The sequence below is a fragment of the Desulfovibrio sp. Huiquan2017 genome (assembly GCF_017351175.1).
Lineage (GTDB): Bacteria > Desulfobacterota > Desulfovibrionia > Desulfovibrionales > Desulfovibrionaceae > Pseudodesulfovibrio.
In genome coordinates this window covers 62,969-87,451 of record NZ_JAFMPN010000011.1, presented here as the reverse complement: position 1 = coordinate 87,451, position 24,483 = coordinate 62,969, and the positions used below count along the sequence as shown (strand labels likewise).

The window sequence follows — 24,483 nt, the reverse complement described above, 5'->3', positions numbered from 1 at the left end:
CGCCGTGAAGAGGACGGGAGGGCAGCGGCTTGCCCACTTCCCTCCCGCCCGGCTTGCTATTCTTCTTTTTTCTTTTCGCGCAACCGGATGCCCAATTCGCGCAGCTGCTTGCTGGGGACCTCGGACGGGGCCTCGGTCATGAGGCAGGTGGCCTTCTGGGTCTTGGGGAAGGCGATGACGTCGCGGATGGACTTGGAGCCGGTCAGGATCATGATCAGCCGGTCCAGGCCGAAGGCGATGCCGCCGTGGGGCGGCGCGCCGAACTTGAGGGCGTCCATGAGAAATCCGAACTTCTCTCTAGCCTCGTCCTCCTGGATGCCCAGGGCGGCGAACATGGCCTTCTGCTGGTCCTCGGTGTGGATGCGGATGGAGCCGCCGCCCACTTCATAGCCGTTCATGACGATGTCGTAGGCCCGGGCGATGGCCTGGCCCGGATCGTCCTTGAGAACCTGCATCTGCTCGGGCCGGGCCGAGGTGAAGGGGTGGTGCCGGGCCACGAACCGCTTTTCGTCCGGGTCCCATTCGAGCAGCGGGAAGTCCGTGATCCAGACGGGCTTGAATTCGCCTTCCTTGATCAGGCCGAACCGCTTGCCCAGTTCGCAGCGCAGGTTGCCCAGAGCGGCGTTGGCGATGTCCGCCGGACCGGCCTGGAAGAACAGGATGTCACCGGGCTTGCAGCCGGAGCGCTCGCGCAGGGTGGCGATCTCGTCCTCGGAGAAGAATTTGACGATGGGGGACTGCCACTCGCCGTCCTCCTTGACCTTGATCCAGGCCAAGCCCTTGGAGCCGTAGATCTCGACGAACTTGGTGTACTCGTCGATCTCCTTGCGGGACAGCTCGGCTCCGCCGGGCACGACCATGACCTTGACCAGCTCGGAGGAGGCAAAGACCTTGAACCCGGAGTTCTTGAACACATCGGTGATGTCGATGTGCTTGAGCTCGAAGCGCAGGTCCGGCTTGTCCACGCCGTAATCGCGCATGGCGTCGGCGAAGGTCATGCGCGGGAACGGATCGGGCAGGTCAACGCCGATGGTCTCCTTGAACAGGGTCCGGACCATGCCCTCGGCCATCTCCTGGATGAGCGCCTCGTCCACGAACGACATTTCGATGTCGATCTGGGTGAATTCGGGCTGGCGGTCGGCGCGCAGGTCCTCGTCGCGGAAGCATTTGACGATCTGGAAATAGCGGTCCATGCCCGAGACCATGAGCATCTGCTTGAACAGTTGCGGGGACTGGGGCAGGGCGTAGAACTCGCCCTGGTTGACCCGGGAGGGCACCAGGAAGTCGCGCGCGCCCTCGGGGGTGGACTTGGTCAGCACCGGAGTTTCCACCTCCAGGAAGCCGAGCCCGTCCAGGTAGCGGCGCACCGACTGGGCGGCCTTGTTGCGCAGGATGAAATTGCGGGCCAGGGAGGGGCGTCTGAGATCCAGAAAGCGGTACTTGAGACGCAGGTTCTCGGAGACCTCCACGCGGTCTTCGATGGGGAAGGGCGGGGTTTCCGAGGTGTTCAGCAACTTGTAGTCCGAGACTTCGATCTCGATCTCGCCGGTGACCATGCTCGGATTGGCCATGCCCTCGGGACGGGGGCGGACCTTGCCCTTGACCGCCACCACGTACTCGGGGCGGATGGCGTGGGCGCGTTCATGCACCTCGGCGTTGTCCGCGGGGTTGAAGACCACCTGGGTCAGCCCTTCGCGATCGCGCAAGTCCAGGAAGATCAGCCCGCCGTGGTCGCGGCGGAACTGGACCCAGCCCATGAGACAGACTTCCGCGTCCATGTCGGCGGCCGTCAGTTCGTTGTTGTGGTGCGTGCGCCGCCAGCCCGCCAGGTCCTCTATGACGCGGAACTCGTCGTAATCTCTCTCTTGTTCGGACATTGTGTCTCCGGTATCTCGTATTTATGCCTCCGGCTCCCCCTGCGGGGGCTTGCCTCCGGCGGCTCAAGACACCTTTTGAAAAAGGTTTCTTGAGAATCTTCCAAAACTTTTTGTCGCGCCTTCGGCGGGCAGTATCCACACCATGAAGGCTCGAGTACAGTACCCTGCGGCGAAGCCGCTCGACCCCGCCGTGCAGCGGCAGTCTCTTTCCCTACAAATTCGCCAGGTACAGGGCCCGGTCCACGGTTTCCTGTTCCTTGTCCCCGGCCATGTCCTTGACCGTGACGGTCTTGTCGGCCAATTCGCTTCCGCCCAGGATCAGGCAGGTTTGGGCGCCGGATTTGTTGGCTGCGCGCATGCGGGATTTCATGGAGCCGCCCGCGAAGCTGACCTCGCCGTTCAGGCCTTTGTCGCGCAGGGCCTGGGCAAAGAGCATGGCTTCGTTGGCCGCGCTCTGGTCCACCACGGCCAGGTAGAAGTCCGGGGCCTTGGGCGCGACGTCGTCGAGCAGCAGGGCGAGGCGCTCCATGCCGCAGGCGAAGCCGGTGCCCGGGCAGTCCGGGCCGTCCAGGCTCTTGATCAGGCCGTCGTACCGGCCGCCGCCCGCCACCGAGGTCTGGGACCCGATGTCGAGGCTGGTCACTTCAAAGCAGGTGCGCACGTAGTAGTCCAGGCCGCGCACCAGGCGGGGATTCAGGGTATAGGCCACGCCCGCCCCGTCGAGTACGGCGCGCACGTCCGCGAAGTGGGCCTCGCAGTCCGGGCAGAGGTGATCGGTGATCAGCGGGGCGTCCTGGACCAGTTCCTTGCAGGAGGGCACCTTGCAGTCGAGCACGCGCAGGGGGTTGGTCTCCATGCGCCGCCGACAGTCCTCGCAGAAGTTCGCCTTGTCCTTGGAGTGGTAGTAGTCCACCAGGGCCTGCTTGTAGGCCGGACGGCATTCGTGGCAGCCTAGGGAGTTGAGCTCCACGGTCAGGGCCTTGAGGCCGATGCGGCGCAGGAACGTGGTCAGCATGAGGATCAACTCGGCGTCGGCCTGGGGCTCGTCCGCTCCGAAGCACTCCGCGTTGATCTGATGGAACTGGCGCTGGCGGCCCTTTTGCGGGCGCTCGTACCGGAACATGGGGCCGAAGGTGAAGAATTTCGAAATGTTGCCCGGCTGATGCGTCTTGGATTCGATGAACGCGCGGACCACGCCCGCCGTGGCCTCGGGGCGCATGGTCAGGGAGCGGCCCTTGCGGTCCGGGAAGGTGAACATCTCCTTGCCGACCACGTCGGTGTCCTCGCCGATGGACTTCTGGAACAGTTCGGTTTTCTCCAGGATGGGCGTGCGCAGTTCGCCGAAACCGTAGCACGAGAAGACCTCGCGGGCGCAGGCCTCCATGAAAGTGTACTTGGCGGCCTCTTCCGGGAAAAGATCCGCGAATCCCTTTATTTTTTGTACTTTCGCCATGTCGCGTCCAATATCCTTAAATATGATCGGGTCGGTGGAACCGAATCTGGTTAGACCAAACGGGCATGATTGTCAAAACGTGCGCCGCGTATTTCGGCGTCCGGCCGCCATAGGGGAAGCCGATGGGCGGGGCCGGTTCTTTTGATTTGACCTCTCGCATCAAATTATCCACTGTCCGGGGCAAGGAGAATGCGTATGAAGACCGTTACGGCATGCACCATGGATTGCGGCGACGCCTGTTCGCTGCTGGTCGATACCGAAAAGCGGACTATCCGGGGAAACCCGAACCACCCGTTCACCAAGGGCTTTTGTTGCAAGAAGGGGGCCCGTTACCTGCAACGGCTGGATTCGGACGAGCGCGTCACCGAACCGTTGGTCCGGCGCGGGGACCGCTTGGAGCCCACGGACTGGGACACGGCGCTCGACCTCGTCGCGGCCCGGCTCGACGCGGCCCGGCGTGCGCCCGAGACCATTCTGCACATTCACGGCCACGGCTATCGCGGCATTCTCGGTCAGGCCAGCACCAACTTTTTCGAGCGCCTGGGCGCGTCCTCGGTGTACGGCTGCCTGTGCGACGACACCGGCATCGAGGCCTGCCTGCGCGACTTCGGCGCGCTCAATCACAACGACCCCGAGGATATCCTCAACAGCGACCGGGTGGTCAATTGGGGCCGGGATTTGACCCGTTGCTCCGTGCACCAGCTCGCCCTGCTGAAAAAAGCGCGGCAAAAGGGCGTCGAGGTCCTGAGCATCTCCCCGGGCGGCGACGGCACGCCCGAGTTCTCCGACGTCAACGTGATCATCCGGCCGGGTACGGACCGTTTCCTGGCCGCCGCCGTGCTCAAGCTCTTTCTGGAGGCGGGGGATCTCAACCCGTGGGTCCTGACCCGGACCAAGAACTGGCCCGCCCTGCGCGGGCTCGTGGACGGCCTGCGGTTTACGGAGTTGTGCGCGGCCTGCGAGGTCCCGCCCGCAGACGCGGAGATGGTCTACGAGTGGTACGCGGATCGGGGCAATACGGCCACCCTCCTGGGCTGGGGCTTGCAGCGCTATCTCTTCGGCGGGGAGAACGTCCGCTTCATCAATGCCGTGGCCATGGTTTCCGGGAACATCGGCGTGCGCGGCGGGGGGGCCTATTTCAACATTTCTTCGGGCCGCAACCTCGGTTCCTGGGCCCATCTGATCGAGGGCGGCGCGAAGCGGGAGACGCCACGGCGGCTGCTGTTGCAAGACCTGGGCGCGGAATTGCGCCGGGCCGATCCGCCCGTGGAATTCGTCTGGATCGACGGGCACAACGTGGTCAACCAGGTCCCGGACAGCCTGGCCGTGGCCGGGGCGCTGACGGCCCCCTTCACGGTGGTGGTGGACGGATTCCTGAACGACACGGCCCTGTGCGCGGATGTGATCCTGCCGCCTGCGCTCATGTTCGAGCAGCGCGACGTGGTCGGTTCCTGTCTCCATAATTACGTCAATCTCTGCGCTCCGGCCGTCCCGCCGCGCGGCCTGGCCCGGCCGGATTTCGATGTGCTGGCCGACCTGGGGGCGCGGTTGCGCGAGCCCGTCCGCTTCCCGGACGAGGAGACTTGTCTGCTCGAGGGCTTGAAGCGCTCGGGCGTGTCCTTTGACGAGTTGCGGGAGAACGGCTTCGCCCGGGTCAACCATCCCTTCGTGGCCTTCGAGAATCTGGTCTTCGGCCATCTGGACGGGCTGTATCGCTTCCCCGAGGCGCTGCATCCCGAACCTGGGCGGGACCCGGATTACCCCTTGCAACTCCTGACCGTGGTGCACGGCGATTTTCTGCATTCGCAGATCCCCGAGGCGGAGCAGCGCGGCGTGCCCTCGGTATGGATTTCGCGGGCCAATCCCGCTTTTGGTGTCCTGGACCCGGAATCCGACGTATATCTGGTCACGGACCTCGGGGCCATGGAGGTCCGGGTCCGGACCGTTGACGACCTGCACCCCCGGGCCGTCCTCATGCGCCGGGGCGGGTGGATGAAATACGGCCACGGTGCCAACGCCATCATCCGTCCGTCCGTCACGGACATGGCCTTCGGTATGGCCTATTACAGCCAGTCGTGCCGCCTGGAAAACCGATAAATGGAGATGTTATTACCATGAAATTATTCAAAAAAGTTATCGTTGTGGTCTGTCTGCTCGTCTTTGTGGCCATGGCCGTGGGCTGCAGCGAGGAAGGCCCCATGGAGAAGGCGGGCAAGAAAATCGACAAGGCCGCCCAGGAGGCGGGCCAGCAGATGGACAAGGCCGCCGAAGACGCGGGTAATGCCGCCAAAAAGCTTTTCGAATAACGGTCGGCTGCTGAAAGGCGCAAATTCGTCACGCGGCTGTCGGGTCGAGCCTCTTGCCAAATAGGGTTCTCGGCGCGTAAGAGGGCAGATATGCAAGCACGTTCCTCCAAGCCCTTGCCCGCCGCCAGGCGGGTGGCGCTCGAAGCCCTGTTTCGTTGTCTCATGAACAAGCAGGACATCCAGGCCTCCCTGGATGCGGCCCTGTCCTCCGGCGTGGACGACCCGCGCGACCAAGGCCTGGCCACGGAGTTGAGTTACGGATACCTGCGGCTTAAGGGCCGCCTTGAGTACGTCCTTTCAAGGTTCCTCAAGGATCCCGGGAAGCTCAATCCCAAGATGCGTTTGGCCATGGGTGTGGCCGCCTACGAAATTCTGTTTCTGGACAAGGTCCCGGCCTACGCCTCGGTGGATTGGGCCGTGGAGTTTTCCAAGTCCAAGCCGGGCGCGCGGTTGGCCGGATTGTTCAACGCCGTGCTTCGGCGGGTGTCCGAATTGGGCGACGACGCCCATGATCCCGACTTTTTCCGCAAGGACGCCTCCCTGCCGGAATTTCTGTCTCGCTGGTACTCCTGCCCGCAATGGCTGGTGGACCTGTGGTGGCGCGAATACGGGGAGAAGACGGCCATCGACTATCTGGAGGCTCAGCTTCGACCCCCGGCGCTCGGCTTCAACCTCTTCGGCCACCCCGAGGCGGACGCCCTGTACACCGAGATTTCGAGCTGGCCCGAGCTTCTTGATATCGACGGCATGAGTTTCGCCCTGCCCGCGGGTACCGCTTTCGAGGGCGAACCCGACCCTCCCCTGGCCCGGCAGTCCTTTGCCGCGCGCCAGGCCATGGAAGCCCTGGAGCCGGAGACCTGGGACGGCCCGGTCTGGGACGCCTGCGCCGGACGGGGGGGCAAGACCCGCGTGTTGCTGGAAAAGGGGCTCGACGTGTTCGCCTCGGACCCGCATCGGGGCCGCCTGGCCGCGCTGTGCCGCGAACTGCCCGGGGTGGAGACCTTCGAGGCCAACGCGGCCGAGGCCGAACCGCCCCGCGTGCCCGGCGTCATCCTCCTGGATATGCCGTGCTCGGGGCTGGGCGTGCTTTCGCGCCGCCCGGACACCAAATGGAAGCGTCGGCCCGCCGATCTCGGGGACCTGACCCTGTTGCAGCGGGAGATCCTGGACAACGCCCTGGAGCGGGTCCGGCCCGGCGGGCGTATCGCGGTCATCACCTGTACTCTCAATCCCGAGGAGAACCAGGGGCTCGTCACCCGGTTCGCCGGTGACCACGAGCGGGTTCGGGTCGAGCGCGAATGGACCACCCCGTCCGACTCGCCGTTGAACGAGTTCTTCTACGCGGCCTCCCTGTCCGTAAAATAGTTTTCGGCGCGGCCCGATTCGGGCCGCGCCGCCTTTTTGTCAGCCCCCGAACTTGGCTCCCAGCCATGTGGTCGGCGTCACGGACTCGGGTACGCCCTCGCGGGCGTTCACGCCGCGCGCCTCGGCCAGCTTCTCCTGATAGGCCTTCCAACACGACTGGGCCAGGGACGTGGACCCGGACAGAGGGTAGGCCAGGGTGGCCCCCAGCCGCGCGGACAGGGCCTCGGCCAGCAGGGCGTCATACTTCTTGGGGTCGGTCTCCCGGCGCACGTAGGAGATGAAAATCGGGGCGTTCTCGTCGCAGAGGATGATCCCGGCCTGGATTTCCCAATCCCCCACCTCCTCGCCGTCCGCACCGGTGATGGCGATGATCCGCAGGAAATCCGTGGGCAGGACATACTTGTAGGCCCATTTCCACAAGGGGGCCGTGGCCCCGGCGGCCAGTTCGGCCTGGGCCATGGCGCAGTTCCACGGGTGGGCGCGCAACACGGCGTCGCGCACCGAGGGCCAGCGGTGGTTGCACAGCCCGGCGGCCTTGGAATTGTCTCCCAGGGACATGATCGCGTCCTCTCCCAGGTCCAACAGGGCATTGTTGCAGATTTCAATCACACTCGTTGCCATTGGCGTGTTCCTCGTTTGGCTAGGGTTGCGGGCATCCCGGTGCGGACAGCGTACCACGGGTTTTTCGCGCACCCGGCTTCGGGCAACGAATGGCAGGGAAAAGCGTTCGATCGGCAGGGAAAATCAACTTGACATGGTTCGGGACCGGTGGTCGCCGGGGCGGCTATGTCACCGGTTGTTGACAACCTGTGGCGGATATGTTGTGGCCCCTGTGCCCGGAATGGAAATATAATTGGCAGCGGCCGGGCAAGCGGCGATTCTTCAAGAGCGCGGTTTAGTTTTTTGAATATTCGTACAAGATAGTGTGATTCGACATGGAAAACGTTTCTCTCATCGACCTTGCCTGCGGCATATCCTCCGCTCTGGACTATATTTCACCTACGGTCACAGGCCACCACCGGCGGGTGGGGCTGGGGTCGGCCCTTCTGGGCGGCCATGTGGGCATCGGGGCCTCTTCCCTGGTCGATCTGCTTCTGGCCGGGTTACTCCACGACATCGGGGCCTTTTCCATGGACCTGGCCCTGGACGGGCTGAGCTTCGACGCGGACCTGGAGGAGCATGCCGTGGTCGGCTACCGGCTGCTCAAGGATCACCCCTTCCTGGATCGCGCTTCGCGCATCGTCCTCTATCACCACACCAGTTGGAGGGATTTGCGGGTCGTTCGACAGGAGGGCGACCGCGAAACCCTGCTGCTGTCCAACATTGTCAACCTGGCCGACCGAGTGGACATCCTGCGCCGGACGGGCTCCAAGGGGCTCGAACGCGAGGCGGTGGAACGGGCCGTGGCCGGGTTTACCTCGGACCTGTACGCCCCGGAGCTGCTCCAGGCCTTCAAGGAGCTGGCCGAGGGAGGCATCTTCTGGCCCCTGGTCGAGGACATGGACCGTCCCGTGCGCGAGATGCTCTCCAAGGATTTACTCGACGTGCGCATCACCCCGGACCAGCTCATCGACTTTTCGGGTTTCTTCACCCGGATCATCGACTTCCGAAGCCGCCACACGGCCACCCACACGGCGGGCGTGGCCGAAACCGCGGTCCAACTGGCCCGGTTGGCGGGCATGAGCGAGCAGGAACAGAAAGCCATGCGGCTGGCCGCAAACCTGCACGACATCGGCAAGCTGGCCGTGCCCACGGTCCTGCTGGACAAGCCGGGCGCCCTGGACGAGGACGAATACGTCCGGATCAAGGATCACGCCACGGTCTGCGCCGAAGTCCTGCATTCCATCCCCGGGCTGGGCGAAGTGGCGGATTGGGCCTGCCAGCACCATGAGCGGCTCAACGGCAAGGGGTATCCCCTGGGATTGACCGACAAGGACTTGTCCCTAGGCTCCCGGATCATGCAGGTGGCGGACGTGCACACGGCCATCACCGAGGACCGGCCCTACCGCAAGGGCATGCCCCGCGAGCGTGTCGTGGCCGTGCTCCGCTCCATGGCGGACAACGGATTTCTGGACATGGACATCGTCAACCTGGTCATAGAGAACCACGACCAGTTGGACGCGGTCCGGGCCATGGTCCAGAGTCGCGCCTTGGCCGAGTTCCGGCATTTCGCCGAAAGCTCCAGATAACCGGCTAGGCCTCTTCGAATATCTCGCGGATCGCGTCCGGGTCGCTGGTCAGCCCCAGGGCGCACATGAGCCGGATGCGTGCCTTGGGCCCGCCTAGCCTGCCGGACAGGATGACCCCCTTGGCGTGCAGGTCGGCCCCGCCGCCGGGATAGCCGTAGATGGGCCAGACCCCGCCCTCGATGCAGCGGGTGGTCAGGACCACGGGAAGGCCCCTGTCCAGGCACGCCTCGATGCCTTCGACCATGGCCGGAGGCACGTTGCCCGCGCCGAACCCTTCGATTACAATCCCCTTTGCACCCTCGCTTATTGCATGATCGAGAGGTTTCCGGTCAATTCCCGTATACGCGGTGATGAGCGGCACGTTGGATTCGATGGCGGCCGGATTGAACTTGCGCCGGGGCATGGCCAGGGAATGGCGTCGGGCCAGGAGCACGGACTCCCCGGCCACGTAGCCGACCACGCCTGCCTCGCGGGATTCAAAGGCGTCCACGTTGAGCGAGTTGACCTTGACCGCCTCGCGGGCCGCGAAGATGCGGTCCGTCATCAGGATGCACGCCCCGATGCCGGGAGGCAGGGGGAGCAGGCAGGCGCGTACGGTGTTGGCCAGGTTGCGGATGCCGTCGTAGCCCGCCTCGGAATAGTAGCGCATGGACCCGGTCAGGATGACCGGCTTGTCCGAGTGGATGACCAGGTCGCACATGTAGGCGGTTTCCACCAGGGTGTCCGTGCCGTGCAGGACCACGGCCCCGAGCACGGACTCTTCCTGCAGGACGGCCTCCACGTCGCGGGCCAGCCGAAACATGTCCGCCGGGGTCATGTGCGGGCTCGGCTTGTCCGACCAGAGCACGGGCCGTAGGGTGACGGTCGCCTCCTGGGGCGAAAGTTGGTTGAGCAACCCGTCGAAGTTGCCGCCGGGAGCCACGCCTTCCTTGCCTTCCACCGGGGACATGCCGATGGTCCCTCCGGTGAAGAAAATCACGATTTCAGCCTGTTGTGCCATATCTCTCAACTCGTTGCGGTTTGTTGTGGTTTATTGTGGTTCACTCGGCTCGCAGAGCCGTTTCCAGGGCCCGGCGCAGGACGGCCTCGTCCACGGCCCCGGTGATGGGCGGCTGCCCCTTGATGAAGAAGGAGGGGATGGCCGTCACGCCCGCCGCCCGCGCCCGGGCCGAACCGTCCTTGATCCGCGCGGCGTAGCGATGGTCCGTGAGCGCCTCCCCGACTCCGGCCGGGTCCAGGCCCGAGCGGACGGCTACGTCCAGGATGACCTCCATGTCGCCGATGTTCCTGCCCTCGGTGAAGCAGGCCCGGAACATGCGTTCGTGAAACTCGTGGAACCGGCCCGCGTCCCGGGCGAATTCCGCCGCCTCCAGGGCCAGGCGGGAGTTGGACAGCGTGGTCATCCGGGTGAATCGGATGCCGTAGGGCTTGCCTCGCTGGTTGCAGGTCATGGTCACCTGGTCGATGTCGAAGCGGTCGAACAATTCGTCCACCGGGCGTCCCTCGGGCGGGGTCTCCGGGTGCAGTTCGTGGGGGAGCCATGTGTCGCGGAGGTCGAAATCGCGCCTCAGGTGGTCGATGATCCCCGAGCCGACGAAACAGAACGGACAGACGAAGTCGGAAAAGATGGTCAGATCTATGGGCATGATGCGTCCTCGGGCTGCGGTTTGTTCACACTTTACGGCCCGTCTTCGAAAAGTAAAGTGCTTTTACCGGGGCGTGGCTGCGTGCAGGAGATCCCTGCGCAGGGCGGCCATGCGTTCCTCGTCCAGCAATCGTTGACCGTCCTGCGTGCGCACGTGGAAGACGTCGGCGGCCCGGCCCTTGATGGTCGTGATCATGGCCAGGTGGATGGACAGCCCGTGGGCGGCCAGGGTGCGGGCCATGTCGAACAGGAAACCGGTGCGGTCCGTGGCCGCCACCTCCACCACGGTGTAGAAGTCGCTCGCCCGGTTGTCGATGGTCGCCAGGGGCTTCAGGCGTGGACGGCCCCGCCCGCGGTTCAGGGGCGATTCGCCGCGCTCCCTGAGTCGCGCCGCCAGATCGAGTTTGCCGACCATGGCGTAGCGCACGGACCGGCTGACTCGGGCCCAGACTTCCTCGGGGTACAGGTTCTCGGGCGGTTCGGCCACGGTGAAGACGTCCACGGCCGTGCCGTCCTTCCATGTGAAGATGTCGGCGGCCAGGATGTTCAGGCCGTGCAGGGAGAGGGCTCCGGCTATGGTGGCGAAGAGGCGGGGTTGGTCCACGGCGGCGATGGTCAGCTTGAAGGTGTTCTCGGCTCTGCCCGGGGCGGCCTCGATGAGATTGACCCCCTTACCGCCGATGGAGGACGGCTTGCGCATGTGGTCATCGGCCACGGCCGCCCAGAGTTTTTTCACCAGCCGGACGTGTCCGGCGATGGCCTCGGGGGTCAGGGCCAGGAAGGCGCGCGGGGGCATGGCCCGCAGGGCCGCGTCCACGTACTCCGGGTCCTGGTCCGAGGCGGCGGAGAGCACGGCCAGCCGGGCGTCGGCCAGGCGGCGGGCCGCGGCCGGCTCGGCCAGAGGGCCGTGGCGCAACAGGTTGCGTACCTTGAAATACAGTTCGCCGAGCAGGGAACTGGTCCAGCCGCTCCAGGCGCGCGGTCCGGTGGCCATGGAATCGGCCACGGAAAGCAGGTGGAGCATGTCCAGGCGGGCCGTGGTCCCGACCGTGGCGGCCACGTCCGAGACCGTGCGTTCGTCCGACAGGTCGCGCCTGGTGGCGGTCTTGGGCAGGAGCAGGTGGTGCCTCACCAGGAAGGCTACGTCCTCGACGATCTCGTCCCGTCTGCCGTAGCGGGTCAGCATCTCGCGGGCCAGGACGGCCCCGGCCTCGGAGTGGTCGGGCGCGCCCTTGCCCAAGTCGTGGAAGAATCCGGCCAGGACCAACCGGGCGGGATCGGCGACGTGGACGGCCAACTTGCCGGTCCATTCTCCGTCGCCGCGCAGGAAGTCCGAAAGCAGGGCCACGGTGGCCAAGGTATGCCTGCCCACCGGGTGCACGTGGTAGTCGTTGAATTGGATGAGATGCTCGACCTCGGCGAAGGGCGGGAACAGAGCGGGCAGAAGCCGCGTCTCCAAGAGCCCGTCCAGGGCGGTGCGGCAGTGCGGGGCCAGGAATATCTCCACCAGCAGGGATAGGGTCTCGGGCTTGCCTGCCAGCCCCGCCGCGAACCGGGCCGGGTCGCGGCGGATGATGCGCCGCGCTCCCCAGGTCAGGGGCAGGCCGGTGCGCGCGGATTCCAGGAATGCGCCGAGCACGTTGTCCGGGGTGACCTCGGATTGCCGCCTGAAACGAATGCCCCCGACCCCGGCGTCCAGGTTGCGGATGGACAGTTCGGGCGGGCGGCCGGTGCGCGCCGGAAAGGCCTCCTGGAACAGGGCCTCGCGCATGGCCTTGATCCGGGTCATGGCCTGGTGCAGCCGGGACAGGAAAAATTCCACGGCCAGGCCGGTGTCTCCGGGCGAGGCGGTCCGGGGGGCGAAGCCCATGAGCCGCGCCGTGGGCGGCTGGAGGTCGAAGAAGAGCCGGTCGGTCTTGCGCCCGGCGGCCAGGTGCAGGGCCGTGCGCACGCGGTTGAGGAAAGCCTGGTCCTCGCGCAGCCGGGCCAGTTCCTCGGGCAGGAAGAGGGCGTCGCGTCCCAGAATCCCGAGCACCCGGGTCAGCCAGGCCACCTGCTGGCCGTCGCGCAGCCCGCCCAGACCGTTCTTGAGCTCGGGTTCGAGCAGGGCCGAGGCGTCGCCGTACTGGGCGGCGCGGGCCGCGTTGTGGTCACGCAGGGACGCTGCGAAGGTCTCGCCGGACTTCTTCAGGACCCGGGAGGCGAAGGACGCCCGGAAGGCCTCGAAGACCTTGGCCTCCCCGGCCAGGGGGCGGGCGTCCATGAGCGAGGCCAGGACCTGGAAGTCCTTGCGCGCAAGGGACACGCAATCGGCCACGGTGCGCACGCCGTGACCCAGATCCAGGCCGAGGTCCCACAGGGGGTAGAGCAGGGTCTTGATGAATTGGTCCGCTCCGGACGGGATGCGGCGCTTGAAGAGCAGAAGCACGTCCACGTCCGAGCCGGGGCACAACCGTCCGCGTCCGTAGCCGCCCACGGCCGTGAGCACGAAGGCGAACCGCTGGGGACCGGCCTCGCGGATGCGGTCTTCGAAATATTGGTCCACCAGGTGCGTGTATTCCCAGGCGAAACCGCCTACGGCCCCGGCTTCGGCCCGTGCCCACAGGGCCGCCCGGGCCTGTTTCAGTCTGCGGGCGGATTCGGGGAGATGGCTGTCCGACTGCATGGGGCGGCTCCTGGGTTGTCCGTATGCCGACGAGAAGGCGGCCGGGGGCCTCTCCTTCCCCCGGCCGCCGCCAGCCCGGATGGGCTGGAATGTGCCCGGGCTGCCGGGACTCTCCTTCCTCGTCGGCCCGGATGGACCCGGCCCGGATGTCCGGGCCGGAAAACGTTTTCTCGTTGGTTAGATGGCCTCTTCGCCGGTCTCGCCGGTGCGGATGCGGACCACCTCGTCCACGGGGGAGACGAATATCTTGCCGTCGCCCACCTCGCCGGTGCGTGCGGCCGCGCGGGCCGCTTCCACCACCTCGGAGGCGAAGTCGTCCTCGACCACGACCTCGATCTTGATCTTGGGCACGAAGTCCACCTGGTATTCCGCGCCCCGGTAGACTTCCTTGTGTCCGCCCTGGCGGCCGAATCCCTTGACCTCGCTGACGGTCATGCCCTTCACGCCGATGCCGGCGAGGGCGGTCTTGACCTCGTCGAGCTTGAAGGTCCGGGTGATGATCTCGATTTTTTTCATGTCGCTGTCTCCTTGGCTGCTACCACTGATAACCGGTCTCGGAATGCTCGGCAATGTCCATGCCTCTGTCCTGCTCCTCGTCGCTGGCCCGCAGGCCGATGGTGGCGTCCACCGCTTTGAAGATGATGAAGGTCATGACGAAGCAGAAGGCCCAGGTGGCCACCACGGAGACGAACTGGACCCACAGCTGGTGCGCGTTGCCCGCGATGAGGCCGTCCGCTCCCACCGTGGCCAGCACGCCTGTGGCCAGGGCGCCGTAGGTGCCGCCCAGGCCGTGGATGCCGACCACGTCCAGGGCGTCGTCGTAGCCGAATTTGTTCTTGAGCATGATCCCGCCGTAGCACAGCACGCCCGCGCCCAGGCCGAGCACGATGGCCCACATGGGGGTGACGAACCCGGCGGCCGGGGTGATGGCCACCAATCCGGCCACCGCGCCCGAGGCCGCGCCCAGGGTGGTGGCCTTGCCGCCGTGCAGCCACTCGGCGATGATCCAGGACAGGGCCGCGGCGGCCGTGGCCATGTGCGTGGTCACGAAGGCGTTGGCGGCCACGCCGTCGGCGGCCAGGGCGCTGCCCGCGTTGAAGCCGAACCAGCCGAACCAGAGGATGGCCGCCCCCAGGATGGTCATGGGCAGGTTGTGCGGGATGAAGGCCGTGGAACCGTGACCCTTGCGCTTGCCGATGAGGATGGCGCAGCACAGGGCCGCCGCGCCGGAACTCATGTGGACCACCGCGCCGCCCGCGAAGTCCAGGGCGCCCATGGCGCCCATCCAGCCGCCGCCCCAGACCCAGTGGCACATGGGCGCATAGACCAGGATCAGCCACAGGCCGGAAAAGACCATGAAGCCGCCGAACTTCATGCGCTCGGCGAACGCCCCGGTGATCAGGGCGGGCGTGATGACTGCGAACATGCATTGGAAGATCATGAAGGTCAGATGGGGCAGGTTCTCGGCCGGGGAGCCCGCGTTGGTCATGCCCACACCGTTCAGGAAGGCGAAGTCGAATCCGCCGATGAGCCCGCCGATGTCGGGTCCGAAGGACAGGGTATAGCCGATGACTGCCCAGAGCACGGACATGAGCCCGAGCATGATGAAGGACTGCATGATGGTTGCCAGAACGTTTTTCGAGCGGACCAGACCGCCGTAAAACAGCGCCAGCCCGGGGGTCATGAACATGACCAAGGCAGCGCAAACCAGGATAAAGGCGTTGTCGGTGAAATTCATTGTTCAAACCTCCAGCGGACTGCTATGCAAAACCGGGGCCAAGCAAAAAACCCGTAATTCTGGCGAGATCTACACAAAAGTATTTTTCACGTTTGACAAAAGTGGAAAAAATGTCGGAATATTGCCAATAATGTTAAAATTCTTGTCGACAATTGATGACGAAGCGGGCCGGTGCGAGACCGTGGGTGGGTTTGACCGGAATCGGCCAAACCTTTAGGGTTTTTCCAAAGGGATTGCTTCGGGGTTGCGTCCAGGGGAGGGATATGCCCATGCACATGAGAACCAAAAGCGCGCTGGTCGTGACCGTCGGCCTGCTCCTGTTGTTCACCGTGATGGTCTCCTTCGATTACACGGGCAGGTACGTCAGCGACCGTTTCTTCAAGGCCCTGAAGGAGACACGGGCCGGGAGCGGCAAGGCGCATTCCCTGGACGCCTTCATGGAGTACTACGACTGGGATTCCGTGTGCGTGGTCCTGCCCGGCGCGGAGCACGATTTTTCCACCCTGTTCGGCCGCGACTACATGCTCGCCCCCCGGAAGGAGGGCGGCTGGAGCCTGGTCTTCATCAAGGAAGGGGCGGTCAACGCGGAGATTTCCGTGGACCCGGCCGTACTTGGGCCGCCAAGCAGCCATGAGGGCGGCTGCATCGACCGCTGGGCCGCCATCTTCACCCTGACCCAGGACGCGCAGGGCCATGTCCACATGGTCTTTGCCGGACATTAGCCATGTCGAACCACGCTCTGCACAACGCCGCCGAGGCCCTGGGCAAGGCCCGCTGCGCCATGGCCTTCACCGGCGCGGGCATCTCCGTGGAATCGGGCATCCCGCCCTTTCGGGGACCGGGCGGCGTGTGGTCCAAGTACGACCCGGACAAATTCGAGAAGGGGTATTTCAAGCGTCATCCCGAAGAGGTCTGGCCCCTGCTCAAGGAGATATTCTTCGACATGCTCGGCCGGGCGCGGCCCAACCCGGCCCATCTGGCCCTGGCCGAACTGGAGGCGGCGGGAAAGCTTGTCGGTATCGTCACCCAGAACATCGACTCGCTGCATCAGACCGCCGGAAGCCGCACGGTGTACGAGTATCACGGCTCCACCCGGCGTATGCAGTGCCTTTCCTGCCGGACGTTCTTCGACTCCGACCGCATCTCCCTCGAAATCCTGCCGCCGCCCTGTCCCGTCTGCGGCGGCCTGCTCAAGCCCGACTTCGTCTTTTTCGGCGAGGGCATCCCGAGCGACGTGCACGCAGCGGCCACGGACCTGGCCAAGCAGGCGGACGTCTGCCTGGTCATCGGCACGGGCGGCGAAGTCATCCCGGCCGGGCGCATCCCCCATGTGGTCAAGAACCACGGCGGCACGATCATCGAGATCAACCTGCGGGACACCGCGTATACCTACAACACCACCGACTATTTCCTGGAAGGCAAGGCCGGAACGCGCACTCCGGAGTTGGTCCGGGCCGTGCTGGGCTGACCGGCGGCCGCCCGCCCTTTTGGGCGGGCTTCCCGTCCTCGTGCCGGGCCTAAGCCCGGTCAGGACTGCATGCGGTCGATGAGTTCCTTGAGGGAACCGGCCAGGGCGGCCAGGCGGTCCAGGTCGGTGCGGGCCTCGCTCATGGCCTGGGCGGTATCGCGGGAAATGGCGGTGATTTCCTCAGTGGCCCGGGTGACCTGTTCGCTGGTGGCCGACTGTTCCTCAGCGGCCGTGGCGATGGAGCGGACCTGGTCCGCGGTCAGGGTGACGGCCTGCCGGATGTTTTCGATGGACTGCCCGGCCCGGCCCGCCAAGTCCGTGGATTCGCGGACGGCGGCCACGGCGTCTTCGGTGGCGGCCGCGTTCTCGCGGGTGCCGGTGCGGATGGCCTGGATGGCCGTGTCCACTTCCTTGGTGGCGGTCATGGTCTTTTCGGCCAGCTTGCGGACCTCGTCGGCCACCACCGCGAAGCCTCGCCCGGCCTCGCCCGCCCGGGCCGCCTCGATGGCCGCATTGAGCGCCAGCAGGTTGGTCTGGTCCGCAATGTCGTCGATCATTTGCATGATCGTGCCGATGTCCCCGGTCTGCCGGTCCAGCTGGGCCATGGAGTCCTTCAGGGCCTCGGACCGCACGCCCACGCCCCGGACGGCCTCGACCACCTGGTTGACCAGCCCGGCGCCTTCCTCGGCCAGATCGCGCATGTCGTCCGCGTTGCTCGAAACCTTTCCGGCGTTCTGGGCCACTTCGAGCACGGTGGCGTTCATTTGCTCCATGGCCGTGGCGGTCTCGGTGGCCCGATCGCGCTGAACGTCCGAGCCGTGGTTGGCTTCGTCCACCTTGCGCGACAGGGTGTCCGATGCCGCTTCCATCTCGCGGGCGATGGACTCGGCCTCGCGGGCGGTTTCGGCGATGAGTTCGTGCTGGTGCAGGGCCTCGGCTTCGCTTTTTTTGATTTCCGTGGTCTCGGTCAGGATGGTGAACGCCCCGATGATGTTTCCGTCCAGATCCTTGATGGGAGAGATGTCCACCAGCAGGTGGTAGGGACGGCCCTTGCGGCCCGTGCCTTCGGTCGCCTGGCCCGCGATGATGCGGTCCTCGCGCATGCATTGGGCGAGCAGGGTCGGCCGCGAATGGTCGCCATAGACGAACTCGGACAGGTGCATGCCGATGAACTTCGACGGCGGCTCGTCGATCTGGAGCAGGTCCAGCTCGGGTTGGTTCAGGAAGGTGATGATTTCGTCGGTATCCACGACCACGCACGGTTGGGTCAGGCTGGTCAACAGCCCCTGGGACATGCCGAGCCGGGTTTTGAGCTCGACGGTCATGTTCCGCACCGCGTCAATGGTTTCGCCGATGGCGTCCTTGGTCCGGTATTCGATGTCCGCGCCGTAATTGCCCGCCGCCACTTCGAGCGTGTAGGCGGAGAGCTGGCGCAGGGGCTGGATCAGGATGCGTACCAGGACAAGGCTGCCCAGCAGGGATCCGATCACGCCCGCCGCCACGATGAGCGCGGCCACGAGCAGGATTCTGTGCTCCGCCCCGGCCAGGATTGTGGGATCAATATCCAGCCCGCCCAGGGCGTTGTCCATGGTGAAGAGGATGCCTCCGGCCAGGATCACGGCGGTCAGGGCGACCATGGCCGTCACGCCGAGAATGAGTTTGTAGCGGAATGGTATATTTCTGGGATCGATCATGCCTCATCCTCCGGGTTGCCTGCGGCCGCGTCGAATGGCCCCGTAACAGGCGATTTTCTGGCAAGTATCTAAAATTCTTACGGCGGCCGAATGGTTCTGTCAATACGGCCGCGCGTCGGGCTCAGAAGATCATGGCCCCGATGCCGGCCCCGGCCAGGACCACCCAGAGGATGTCCACCCCGCGGCGCAGGGCGATGAACGCGGCCAGGGCGAAGACCGCCTGGGGGACGGTCCAGTGGATGGACAGGCCGAAGCGCACGGCCACGGCGGCCATCAGGCCCACCAGGGAGATGAGGCTGCCCTTGAGCACCCGCCGGGCCACGGGCGAACTGACCAGCCGGTCGGCGAACGGGGTGGTGGCGCACAGGACGATGAGCGAGGGCGAGAACACGGTCACCGCCGCCACCAGGGCGCCGGTCAGGCCTGCCACGGCGTAGCCCACGAACGCCCCGGTCATGACGATGGGGCCGGGCGTGACCTGCCCGAGCGCGATGCCGTCCATGAACATGGGGCCGGTCAGCCAGCCGTGCACCTCGACCACCTCGTGGAGCATGAGCGGTACGGACACGTAGCCGCCGCCGAAGGCGAAACAGTCGATCTTGACCATGAGCAGGCCCAGCCGGAACAATTGGGGATCGACCAGGTACAACGCCGCCAGGAAGGCGAGGAGCGCGGCCAGGAGCAGGGCGGCGAAGCGCAGCGGGCCGCGTCCGGTCCCTGCTTCGGGCGCATTGAGCCCGCATCCCTCGTCGCGGAGCAGAAGCACGGCCAGAACGCAAACCACGGCCATGGCCAGGATGGGGTTGCCCTTGAGGCCGAGCCAAACGCCCGCCAGGCAGGCCAGGAGCTTGTCGGCCAGGGTGTCCAGGTAGCGCCGGGCGAAGTTTACGGCCGCGTGCAGGATCAGGGCGGTGATGACCAGTTGCAGGCCGGTGAAGGCCGCGGTCACGGCGGCCACGTCCCGGGCCGAGAAATAGAGCGCGCTCAGGCCGAGCATCAGCAGGAGGGCGGGCAGACCGAAGCCCGTGTAGGCGGCCAGAGCCCCGGCCCCGCCGCGCGCCCGCAACCCCACATAGGCGGCCACCTGCATGGCCGTGGCCCCGGGCAGGAGCTGGGTCAGGGACATGCCCAGCGAAAACGACGACTCGTCCAGCCACCCCTCGCGTTCCACGGCCCTGGCCCGGATGAACGGGACCATGGCCGGGCCGCCGAAGGCGGTCAGTCCGAGGCGCAGGAAGACGAGGAAGATGCGGAACAGGGATGGCGTGCGCATACTTGTCCTCCTAGTCCCCGAAGGCGAGCCGTTCGATGATCACGTTGGATACGAGCATGCCGTTCTTGGTCAGCCGGAGCCTGCCGCCCGAGATGCGCACCAGATTCTCTCGGTGCAGGGCGCTGACGAGCCGCTCCCGGCGTTTGATCAGATCCATGCCCGTGCGTCTCCGGTATTCCTTCAAATCCAGTCCCTTGGCCGTGCGTAGCGAGAGCATGACCAGTTCCTTGAGCAGATCGTCGTCGGTCAGATCCTCGTAGTCGTTGCCCACCAGTTCGCCGCGGACGTACGCGTCGTATTCGTCCATGTAGCGCGGCACCGTGAACCGCCTGCGGCCCAGGGTGGACACGGCCGACGGCCCGAGCCCCAGGTAGTCGGACCCGTCCCAGTAACCGGAATTGTGCACGGACGTGAAGCCCATGCGCGCGAAGTTGGAGACCTCGTAATGCAGGTAGCCCGTGGACTCCAGGTATTCGGCCCCGTAGACGAACATGCGCCCCTGTTCCTGGTCCAGCGGCAGGGTGAGATCGCCGCCCTCGCCGCAGCGCCGGGCCATGACCGTGCCCTCTTCGAGGGTCAGGTTGTAGGCCGAAATGTGTTCGGGCCGCATCTCCGAGACAATGCGCAACTGGTCGAGCCAGACCTTGAGCTTCTGGCCGGGCAGCCCCCAGATGAGGTCCAGGCCGATGTTGCCGAACCCGGCCCGCCGCGCCTGGTCGAAGGCCTGGTAGGCCATGCCCGCGGAATGCGGGCGGCCCAAGGTCTGCAGGTCCGCGTCCTTGAGGCTCTGCATGCCCAGCGACAGCCTGTTGAACCCCAGGGACAGGAGCCCCCGGAAGTAACTCACGTCGTGGGCCGAGTCCGGGTTGGCCTCGATGGTCGTCTCCAGGCCCGGATTGAGGACGAACGCCTTGCGGAGCGCGGCCATGATCCGGTCGAGTTGGGCCAGGGGGATCAGGGACGGAGTGCCGCCGCCGAAATAGACCGTGCGCAGCCGGGGGCGTTGCAGCCGCCGCCCCCACAGCTCGATTTCCTTGAGCAGCAGGGACAGGTACCAGGCGAAGGTGGTCTGGTCGAAGGACTGCGAGTGGAAGGAGCAATAGTGGCAGCGCGAGCGGCAGAAGGGCACGTGGACGTAGAGCAGCAGCCCCTTGTCGTCGTCCGCGCCTCGGACGGGCTTGGACCCGGCGGCGGGGAAGGCGGGACGCGTGGGGACGTTCTCGTCGTGAATCCTGCCCATGGTCAGCCCCTCCGGCGGCTCGAAAAGACCGCCAGCGCTCCGGCGATGAGATAGGCGGCCGCGACGAACCCGATCACGGCCACGCCGGGCGCGTCCTTTAAGCCGGACCAGCCGAGGAGCAACGCCCCGGCCCCTTCGTAGAGCATGAGGATGGTGACGGCCCAGATGGAGATGACTCGCCCGGCCCGGGCGAATCCGGCGAGGATCCCGTAGACGATCAGGGCCAGGATGCCGGTGCCCCAGGCCTCGGTGGAACCCTGCGCCAGGCCGTGGGCCAGCACGGCCGCCGTCTTGAGCAGCAGGAAGCCGATCAACGCGTGCCCGGGCGAGAACAGGAAGTGGAGCAGCGCGTTCATGGGCGGACCATCAGTTCCCGTTTGTACCGCTCGTTCTCGCTGTACAGGCAGCCGCAATACTGCTGGCGGTAGATTCCCCACTCCTTGGAGGTCTCGATGCCCTCTTTCCACCCCTCGCGGAAGTCGCGGTACAGGAATTTCGTCTTGGCCGACTCCAGGTCCCGGCCCAGGGCCGCGATCTCGTCGTGCTTCTGGTATTTGGAGTAGAGCAGGGTGGAGGTGAAGCCATCGAATCCGCCGCGCCGGGCTATTTGGGCCGTGCGCTCCAGGCGCATGGCGTAGCAGTGGAAACAGCGGTTGTTCTCGCGGTGCGCCACGGCCCGAAACCACTCCTGAGGGCGGTATTCGTCATCCTTGACGATGACTTTCACGCCCAGCTTTTCGGCCACGGCCAGGCAGCCGTCCCGCCGCTTCACGTATTCCGTGAGCGGATGGATGTTCGGGTTGTAAAACAGCCCTGTGATCTCGCACCCCTCGCCCAACAGGGTCTTGAGCGTGGTGATGGAACACGGCCCGCAACAGATATGCAGCAATACTTTCGACATTTGCCGCAGTGTGCGCCGATTCGTCGTTATTTGTAAAGGGAGGATGGCCCGCTCCTCCCCGCCGCAAACGGTTCATTCCCGATTCCGGGCCGCTTTCCGCGTCCGGCCCGGCCGGGAAATCCCTGGAGCGGCTTTGCGCCCGGTTCTCCTTTTCTCCTTTTCCCTGCCATGGTATTCCTTTTGAAAATCAAGCAAGGAGAAGAATAATGGCACGATATACCGGCATCAACCATCTGGCCATGGTCACCGGGGACATGGACGCGACCATCCGGTTCTGGCGGGACCTGCTCGGCATGCGGCTGGTGGTGGGCCTGGGCAGGCCCGGCTACCGGCATTATTTTTTCGAGATCGCCGAAAACGACATGATCGCCTTTTTCGAGTGGCCCGGAGTGGAGCCGCTCGACGAGAAGGATCACGGCTTTCCGGTCCAGGGCAAGGCCGCCTTCGACCATGTCGCATTCGGCGTGGCGGGCGAGGACGACCTGTGGGAACTCAAGGACAAGCTCGAAGCCGCCGGGGAGTGGTGCTCCGAGGTGGTGGACCACGGCTTCATCCATTCCATCTACGCCTTCGACCCCAACAACATCCCCATCGAGTTCAGCGCGCCCGTGCCTGGCGTGGACATCCGCCGGACCCCTGTCATGACCGATTCCGAGCCGAGTCGGGAGGCCCGCAAGGGGCCTGATCCGCAGCCCGACGTCTGGCCCGGAGTGTTCGCGCCCACGCCGGACGCGGACAAGACCGTGTACGAGGGGGAGGGCCACAAGATAGGCGAGGCCCTGGAGCGGCTCAATCGCGGAGAGTAGCCGGAGAACTCCGGGTTTTCCGCTGGCAAAAGCGGGGGAAATCGCCTAGAGGTTTTGGCCCGAGGAGAGACCGTGCCCAGATCCGTTGCCCGCTTGCCCTTTCATACCCCTTGCCGCCGCGCCGCCTTTGTCCGCCGGATAAAGCGGTTTACCGTGGAGGCCGTGGCCCTGGACGGGCCGGACAGGGGGGCGCTCCTTGCGGCCCATACCAACAATACCGGGTCCATGCTCGGCTTGCTCCGGCCGGGCGGCGTGGCCCTGCTGTCCCCGGCCGCCAATCCGGAGCGCAAGCTCAAGTACACCCTGGAGGGTCTTGAACTGGCCGGGGCCATGGTCGGGGTGAACACGCTCACCCCCAACCGCATGCTGTATGCGGCCTGGCGGGCGGGAGCCATGCCCGAATTGGACGGCTACGATCATTTTCAGAAGGAGGCCAAGGTGGGGCAAAGCCGCCTGGACGCGCACCTGACCGGCGAGCCCGGCGACCTGTGGGTGGAGTGCAAGAATGTGACCCTGGTGGAGGATGATGTGGCCCGTTTCCCGGACGCGGTCACCGAGCGCGGGCAGAAGCATCTGCGCGAACTCATGTCCCTGGCCGGGACCGGGGCGCGCGTGGCCCTGTTCTTCCTGATCCAGCGGCCCGATGGCCGTTGCTTCGGCCCGGCGGATTTCATCGACCCGGCCTATGCGGACCTCTTCTACGAGGCCCTGGACGCCGGGGTGGAAGCGTGGCCGTATGTGGCCGACGTGGACGTGACCGGCATCACCCTGGGCCGCAGGCTTCAGGTGGTGGCCCCGTGAGCGCGTTGCTGGTCGGAGCGGTGCTCATCAGTTTTTCCTCGGTCATGGTGGTCCTGGCCGGGCTACCTCCTGACGTGACCGGGTTCTACCGGCTGATCGGCGGCGGACTGGCCATGCTCGCGGCGCTGGCCCGGGCGGGCAAGCTTAAGCGGTTCACCCCCAACGTCGTCAAGTGGGGCTGCGTGGCCGCCGTGTTCTTTGCGGGCGATTTCGTTTTCTGGCACCGCGCCATTGGCTACGTGGGACCCGGGCTGTCCACCATGCTCGGCAATTTCCAGGTCATCCCCCTGGCCGTGGTCTCGGCCCTGTTCTTCAAGGAGCGCATGCCGCCGCGCATGTATGCGGCCATCCCCCTGGCCCTGGCCGGGCTCTACCTCATGGTCGGCGTGGGTTGGGCCGGCTTTTCGGCTGATTACCGGCTGGGCGTGTTTTACGGGCTTTTGACTGCCTGCTTCTACGCCTTGTACATGCTTTCGCTCAAATATGCCCTGTCCAAGGACCACGTGGATTCCTTGGTCCTGGCCTCGGTCGCGGCCCTGGTCACGGGCCTGATCCTCGGCGCTCTGGCCCTGGTCGAGGGTGAGTCCTTCGCTATTCCCACGTTCAAATCCCTGGCCGCCATTTCCGCTCTGGCGTTCATCTGCCACGCCGTGGGCTGGTTCTTGATCACCCGGGGCATCCAGACCGTGCGCGGTGCCCTGGTGGGCCTCATCCTTCTGCTTCAGCCGACCCTCTCCTTTCTCTGGGACATCCTCTTTTTCGGTAAACCGGTGAACCCCGTCGAGCTCTCGGGCGTGGGGTTGGCGCTCGTCGGTATCTACATCGGTTCGCGCACGTCCAGGCAGAAGCGCGGGGCATAGGCGGCTTTCGGTCGCGACGCCGAAACGTCCGGGCAGGTGGATGGGAGGCGAAGGGGCCTGTCCGCTGATTCCCTGAAGGGTGAGATCGGATACTGAACGCCGTTTCGCGTCGGCCTTTCCCCGGCGGTTTTCCCCGTTCGAAAAAAGGACGGCGAGGTGATTCGCGAAACAAAAGGGCCGCTTCTGGCGGCCCTTTCGTGCG

Annotated in this window: 22 protein-coding genes; 9 read left to right on the top strand and 13 right to left on the bottom strand. The window is 65.6% G+C overall.

The window, feature by feature from the left end; genetic code table 11:
• Positions 1 to 56 precede the first annotated feature (56 nt).
• A complete protein-coding gene (gene aspS / locus J0909_RS10945; RefSeq protein WP_207262798.1) occupies positions 57 to 1,877 on the bottom strand; it encodes an aspartate--tRNA ligase in 1,821 nt (606 codons plus the stop codon).
• Positions 1,878 to 2,088: 211 nt separating this feature from the next.
• Complete coding sequence (gene hisS, locus J0909_RS10940; RefSeq protein ID WP_207262796.1) at positions 2,089 to 3,330, bottom strand: histidine--tRNA ligase; 1,242 nt, start codon at positions 3,328 to 3,330, stop codon at positions 2,089 to 2,091.
• A 195-nt stretch (positions 3,331 to 3,525) separates the two neighbouring features.
• On the opposite strand from hisS, the gene J0909_RS10935 reads away from it, so the two are divergent.
• The 3 genes from J0909_RS10935 to J0909_RS10925 all read left to right on the top strand — a co-directional run bounded on the left by J0909_RS10935 (position 3,526) and on the right by J0909_RS10925 (position 7,001).
• Positions 3,526 to 5,427, top strand: coding sequence for a molybdopterin-dependent oxidoreductase (locus tag J0909_RS10935; protein WP_207262794.1), 1,902 nt, complete (start codon positions 3,526 to 3,528; stop codon positions 5,425 to 5,427).
• Positions 5,428 to 5,444: 17 nt separating this feature from the next.
• Positions 5,445 to 5,636 carry a hypothetical protein gene (locus J0909_RS10930; protein ID WP_207262792.1) on the top strand — a complete coding sequence of 64 codons (192 nt, stop codon included), beginning with the start codon at positions 5,445 to 5,447 and terminating at the stop codon, positions 5,634 to 5,636.
• A 90-nt stretch (positions 5,637 to 5,726) separates the two neighbouring features.
• A complete protein-coding gene (locus tag J0909_RS10925) occupies positions 5,727 to 7,001 on the top strand; it encodes a transcription antitermination factor NusB (RefSeq protein ID WP_207262790.1) in 1,275 nt (424 codons plus the stop codon).
• 39 nt (positions 7,002 to 7,040) lie between these two features.
• Here J0909_RS10925 and J0909_RS10920 read toward each other — a convergent pair whose 3' ends face one another.
• A complete protein-coding gene (locus tag J0909_RS10920) occupies positions 7,041 to 7,622 on the bottom strand; it encodes a phage connector family protein (RefSeq protein ID WP_207262788.1) in 582 nt (193 codons plus the stop codon).
• A gap of 314 nt (positions 7,623 to 7,936) precedes the next feature.
• Between J0909_RS10920 and J0909_RS10915 the strand changes: the two genes are divergently transcribed.
• Complete coding sequence (locus J0909_RS10915; RefSeq protein WP_207262786.1) at positions 7,937 to 9,190, top strand: HD-GYP domain-containing protein; 1,254 nt, start codon at positions 7,937 to 7,939, stop codon at positions 9,188 to 9,190.
• A gap of 4 nt (positions 9,191 to 9,194) precedes the next feature.
• Here J0909_RS10915 and J0909_RS10910 read toward each other — a convergent pair whose 3' ends face one another.
• The 5 genes from J0909_RS10910 to J0909_RS10890 all read right to left on the bottom strand — a co-directional run bounded on the left by J0909_RS10910 (position 9,195) and on the right by J0909_RS10890 (position 15,238).
• On the bottom strand, positions 9,195 to 10,190 hold the full coding sequence (locus tag J0909_RS10910) for an asparaginase (RefSeq protein ID WP_207262784.1): 996 nt from the start codon (positions 10,188 to 10,190) through the stop codon (positions 9,195 to 9,197).
• 40 nt (positions 10,191 to 10,230) lie between these two features.
• Positions 10,231 to 10,836 (bottom strand): DsbA family oxidoreductase, encoded by a 606-nt coding sequence (locus tag J0909_RS10905; protein ID WP_207262782.1) that lies wholly within the window; start codon positions 10,834 to 10,836, stop codon positions 10,231 to 10,233.
• 63 nt (positions 10,837 to 10,899) lie between these two features.
• Complete coding sequence (gene glnD / locus J0909_RS10900) at positions 10,900 to 13,500, bottom strand: [protein-PII] uridylyltransferase (protein WP_207262780.1); 2,601 nt, start codon at positions 13,498 to 13,500, stop codon at positions 10,900 to 10,902.
• Between the two features lie 177 nt (positions 13,501 to 13,677).
• Positions 13,678 to 14,016: a P-II family nitrogen regulator gene (locus tag J0909_RS10895; RefSeq protein ID WP_207262778.1), complete on the bottom strand. Its 339-nt coding sequence runs from the start codon at positions 14,014 to 14,016 to the stop codon at positions 13,678 to 13,680.
• 19 nt (positions 14,017 to 14,035) lie between these two features.
• Complete coding sequence (locus J0909_RS10890) at positions 14,036 to 15,238, bottom strand: ammonium transporter (RefSeq protein WP_207262776.1); 1,203 nt, start codon at positions 15,236 to 15,238, stop codon at positions 14,036 to 14,038.
• Positions 15,239 to 15,507: 269 nt separating this feature from the next.
• Here J0909_RS10890 and J0909_RS10885 point away from each other — a divergent pair, with 269 nt between their 5' ends.
• Together J0909_RS10885 and J0909_RS10880 are read left to right on the top strand one after the other, a co-directional pair.
• The gene (locus J0909_RS10885) at positions 15,508 to 15,960 is read left to right on the top strand and encodes a hypothetical protein (protein ID WP_207262775.1); all 453 of its coding nucleotides are present in this window, start codon (positions 15,508 to 15,510) and stop codon (positions 15,958 to 15,960) included.
• A 2-nt stretch (positions 15,961 to 15,962) separates the two neighbouring features.
• Entirely contained in the window at positions 15,963 to 16,706 is a 744-nt protein-coding gene (locus tag J0909_RS10880; RefSeq protein WP_207262774.1) for an SIR2 family NAD-dependent protein deacylase, read from the top strand.
• A 59-nt stretch (positions 16,707 to 16,765) separates the two neighbouring features.
• Here the strand turns inward: J0909_RS10880 and J0909_RS10875 are convergent, their stop codons facing one another.
• The 5 genes from J0909_RS10875 to J0909_RS10855 form a co-directional block, all read right to left on the bottom strand.
• Positions 16,766 to 18,400 carry a methyl-accepting chemotaxis protein gene (locus J0909_RS10875; protein ID WP_207262773.1) on the bottom strand — a complete coding sequence of 545 codons (1,635 nt, stop codon included), beginning with the start codon at positions 18,398 to 18,400 and terminating at the stop codon, positions 16,766 to 16,768.
• A gap of 121 nt (positions 18,401 to 18,521) precedes the next feature.
• Entirely contained in the window at positions 18,522 to 19,673 is a 1,152-nt protein-coding gene (gene chrA, locus J0909_RS10870; protein WP_207262772.1) for a chromate efflux transporter, read from the bottom strand.
• A gap of 10 nt (positions 19,674 to 19,683) precedes the next feature.
• Positions 19,684 to 20,913, bottom strand: coding sequence for a radical SAM family heme chaperone HemW (gene hemW, locus J0909_RS10865; RefSeq protein WP_207262771.1), 1,230 nt, complete (start codon positions 20,911 to 20,913; stop codon positions 19,684 to 19,686).
• 2 nt (positions 20,914 to 20,915) lie between these two features.
• A complete protein-coding gene (locus J0909_RS10860; RefSeq protein ID WP_207262770.1) occupies positions 20,916 to 21,269 on the bottom strand; it encodes a hypothetical protein in 354 nt (117 codons plus the stop codon).
• Positions 21,266 to 21,814, bottom strand: a complete 549-nt coding sequence (locus tag J0909_RS10855; protein WP_207262769.1) for an epoxyqueuosine reductase QueH — start codon at positions 21,812 to 21,814, stop codon at positions 21,266 to 21,268. Before J0909_RS10855 ends, J0909_RS10860 begins: the two co-directional genes overlap by 4 nt.
• Before the next feature lie 206 nt (positions 21,815 to 22,020).
• On the opposite strand from J0909_RS10855, the gene J0909_RS10850 reads away from it, so the two are divergent.
• From J0909_RS10850 to J0909_RS10840, 3 genes are all read left to right on the top strand, one after another.
• Complete coding sequence (locus J0909_RS10850; RefSeq protein ID WP_207262767.1) at positions 22,021 to 22,620, top strand: VOC family protein; 600 nt, start codon at positions 22,021 to 22,023, stop codon at positions 22,618 to 22,620.
• A 72-nt stretch (positions 22,621 to 22,692) separates the two neighbouring features.
• Complete coding sequence (gene sfsA / locus J0909_RS10845; protein ID WP_207262766.1) at positions 22,693 to 23,421, top strand: DNA/RNA nuclease SfsA; 729 nt, start codon at positions 22,693 to 22,695, stop codon at positions 23,419 to 23,421.
• Complete coding sequence (locus J0909_RS10840; protein ID WP_207262764.1) at positions 23,418 to 24,281, top strand: DMT family transporter; 864 nt, start codon at positions 23,418 to 23,420, stop codon at positions 24,279 to 24,281. Before sfsA ends, J0909_RS10840 begins: the two co-directional genes overlap by 4 nt.
• Positions 24,282 to 24,483 lie beyond the last annotated feature (202 nt).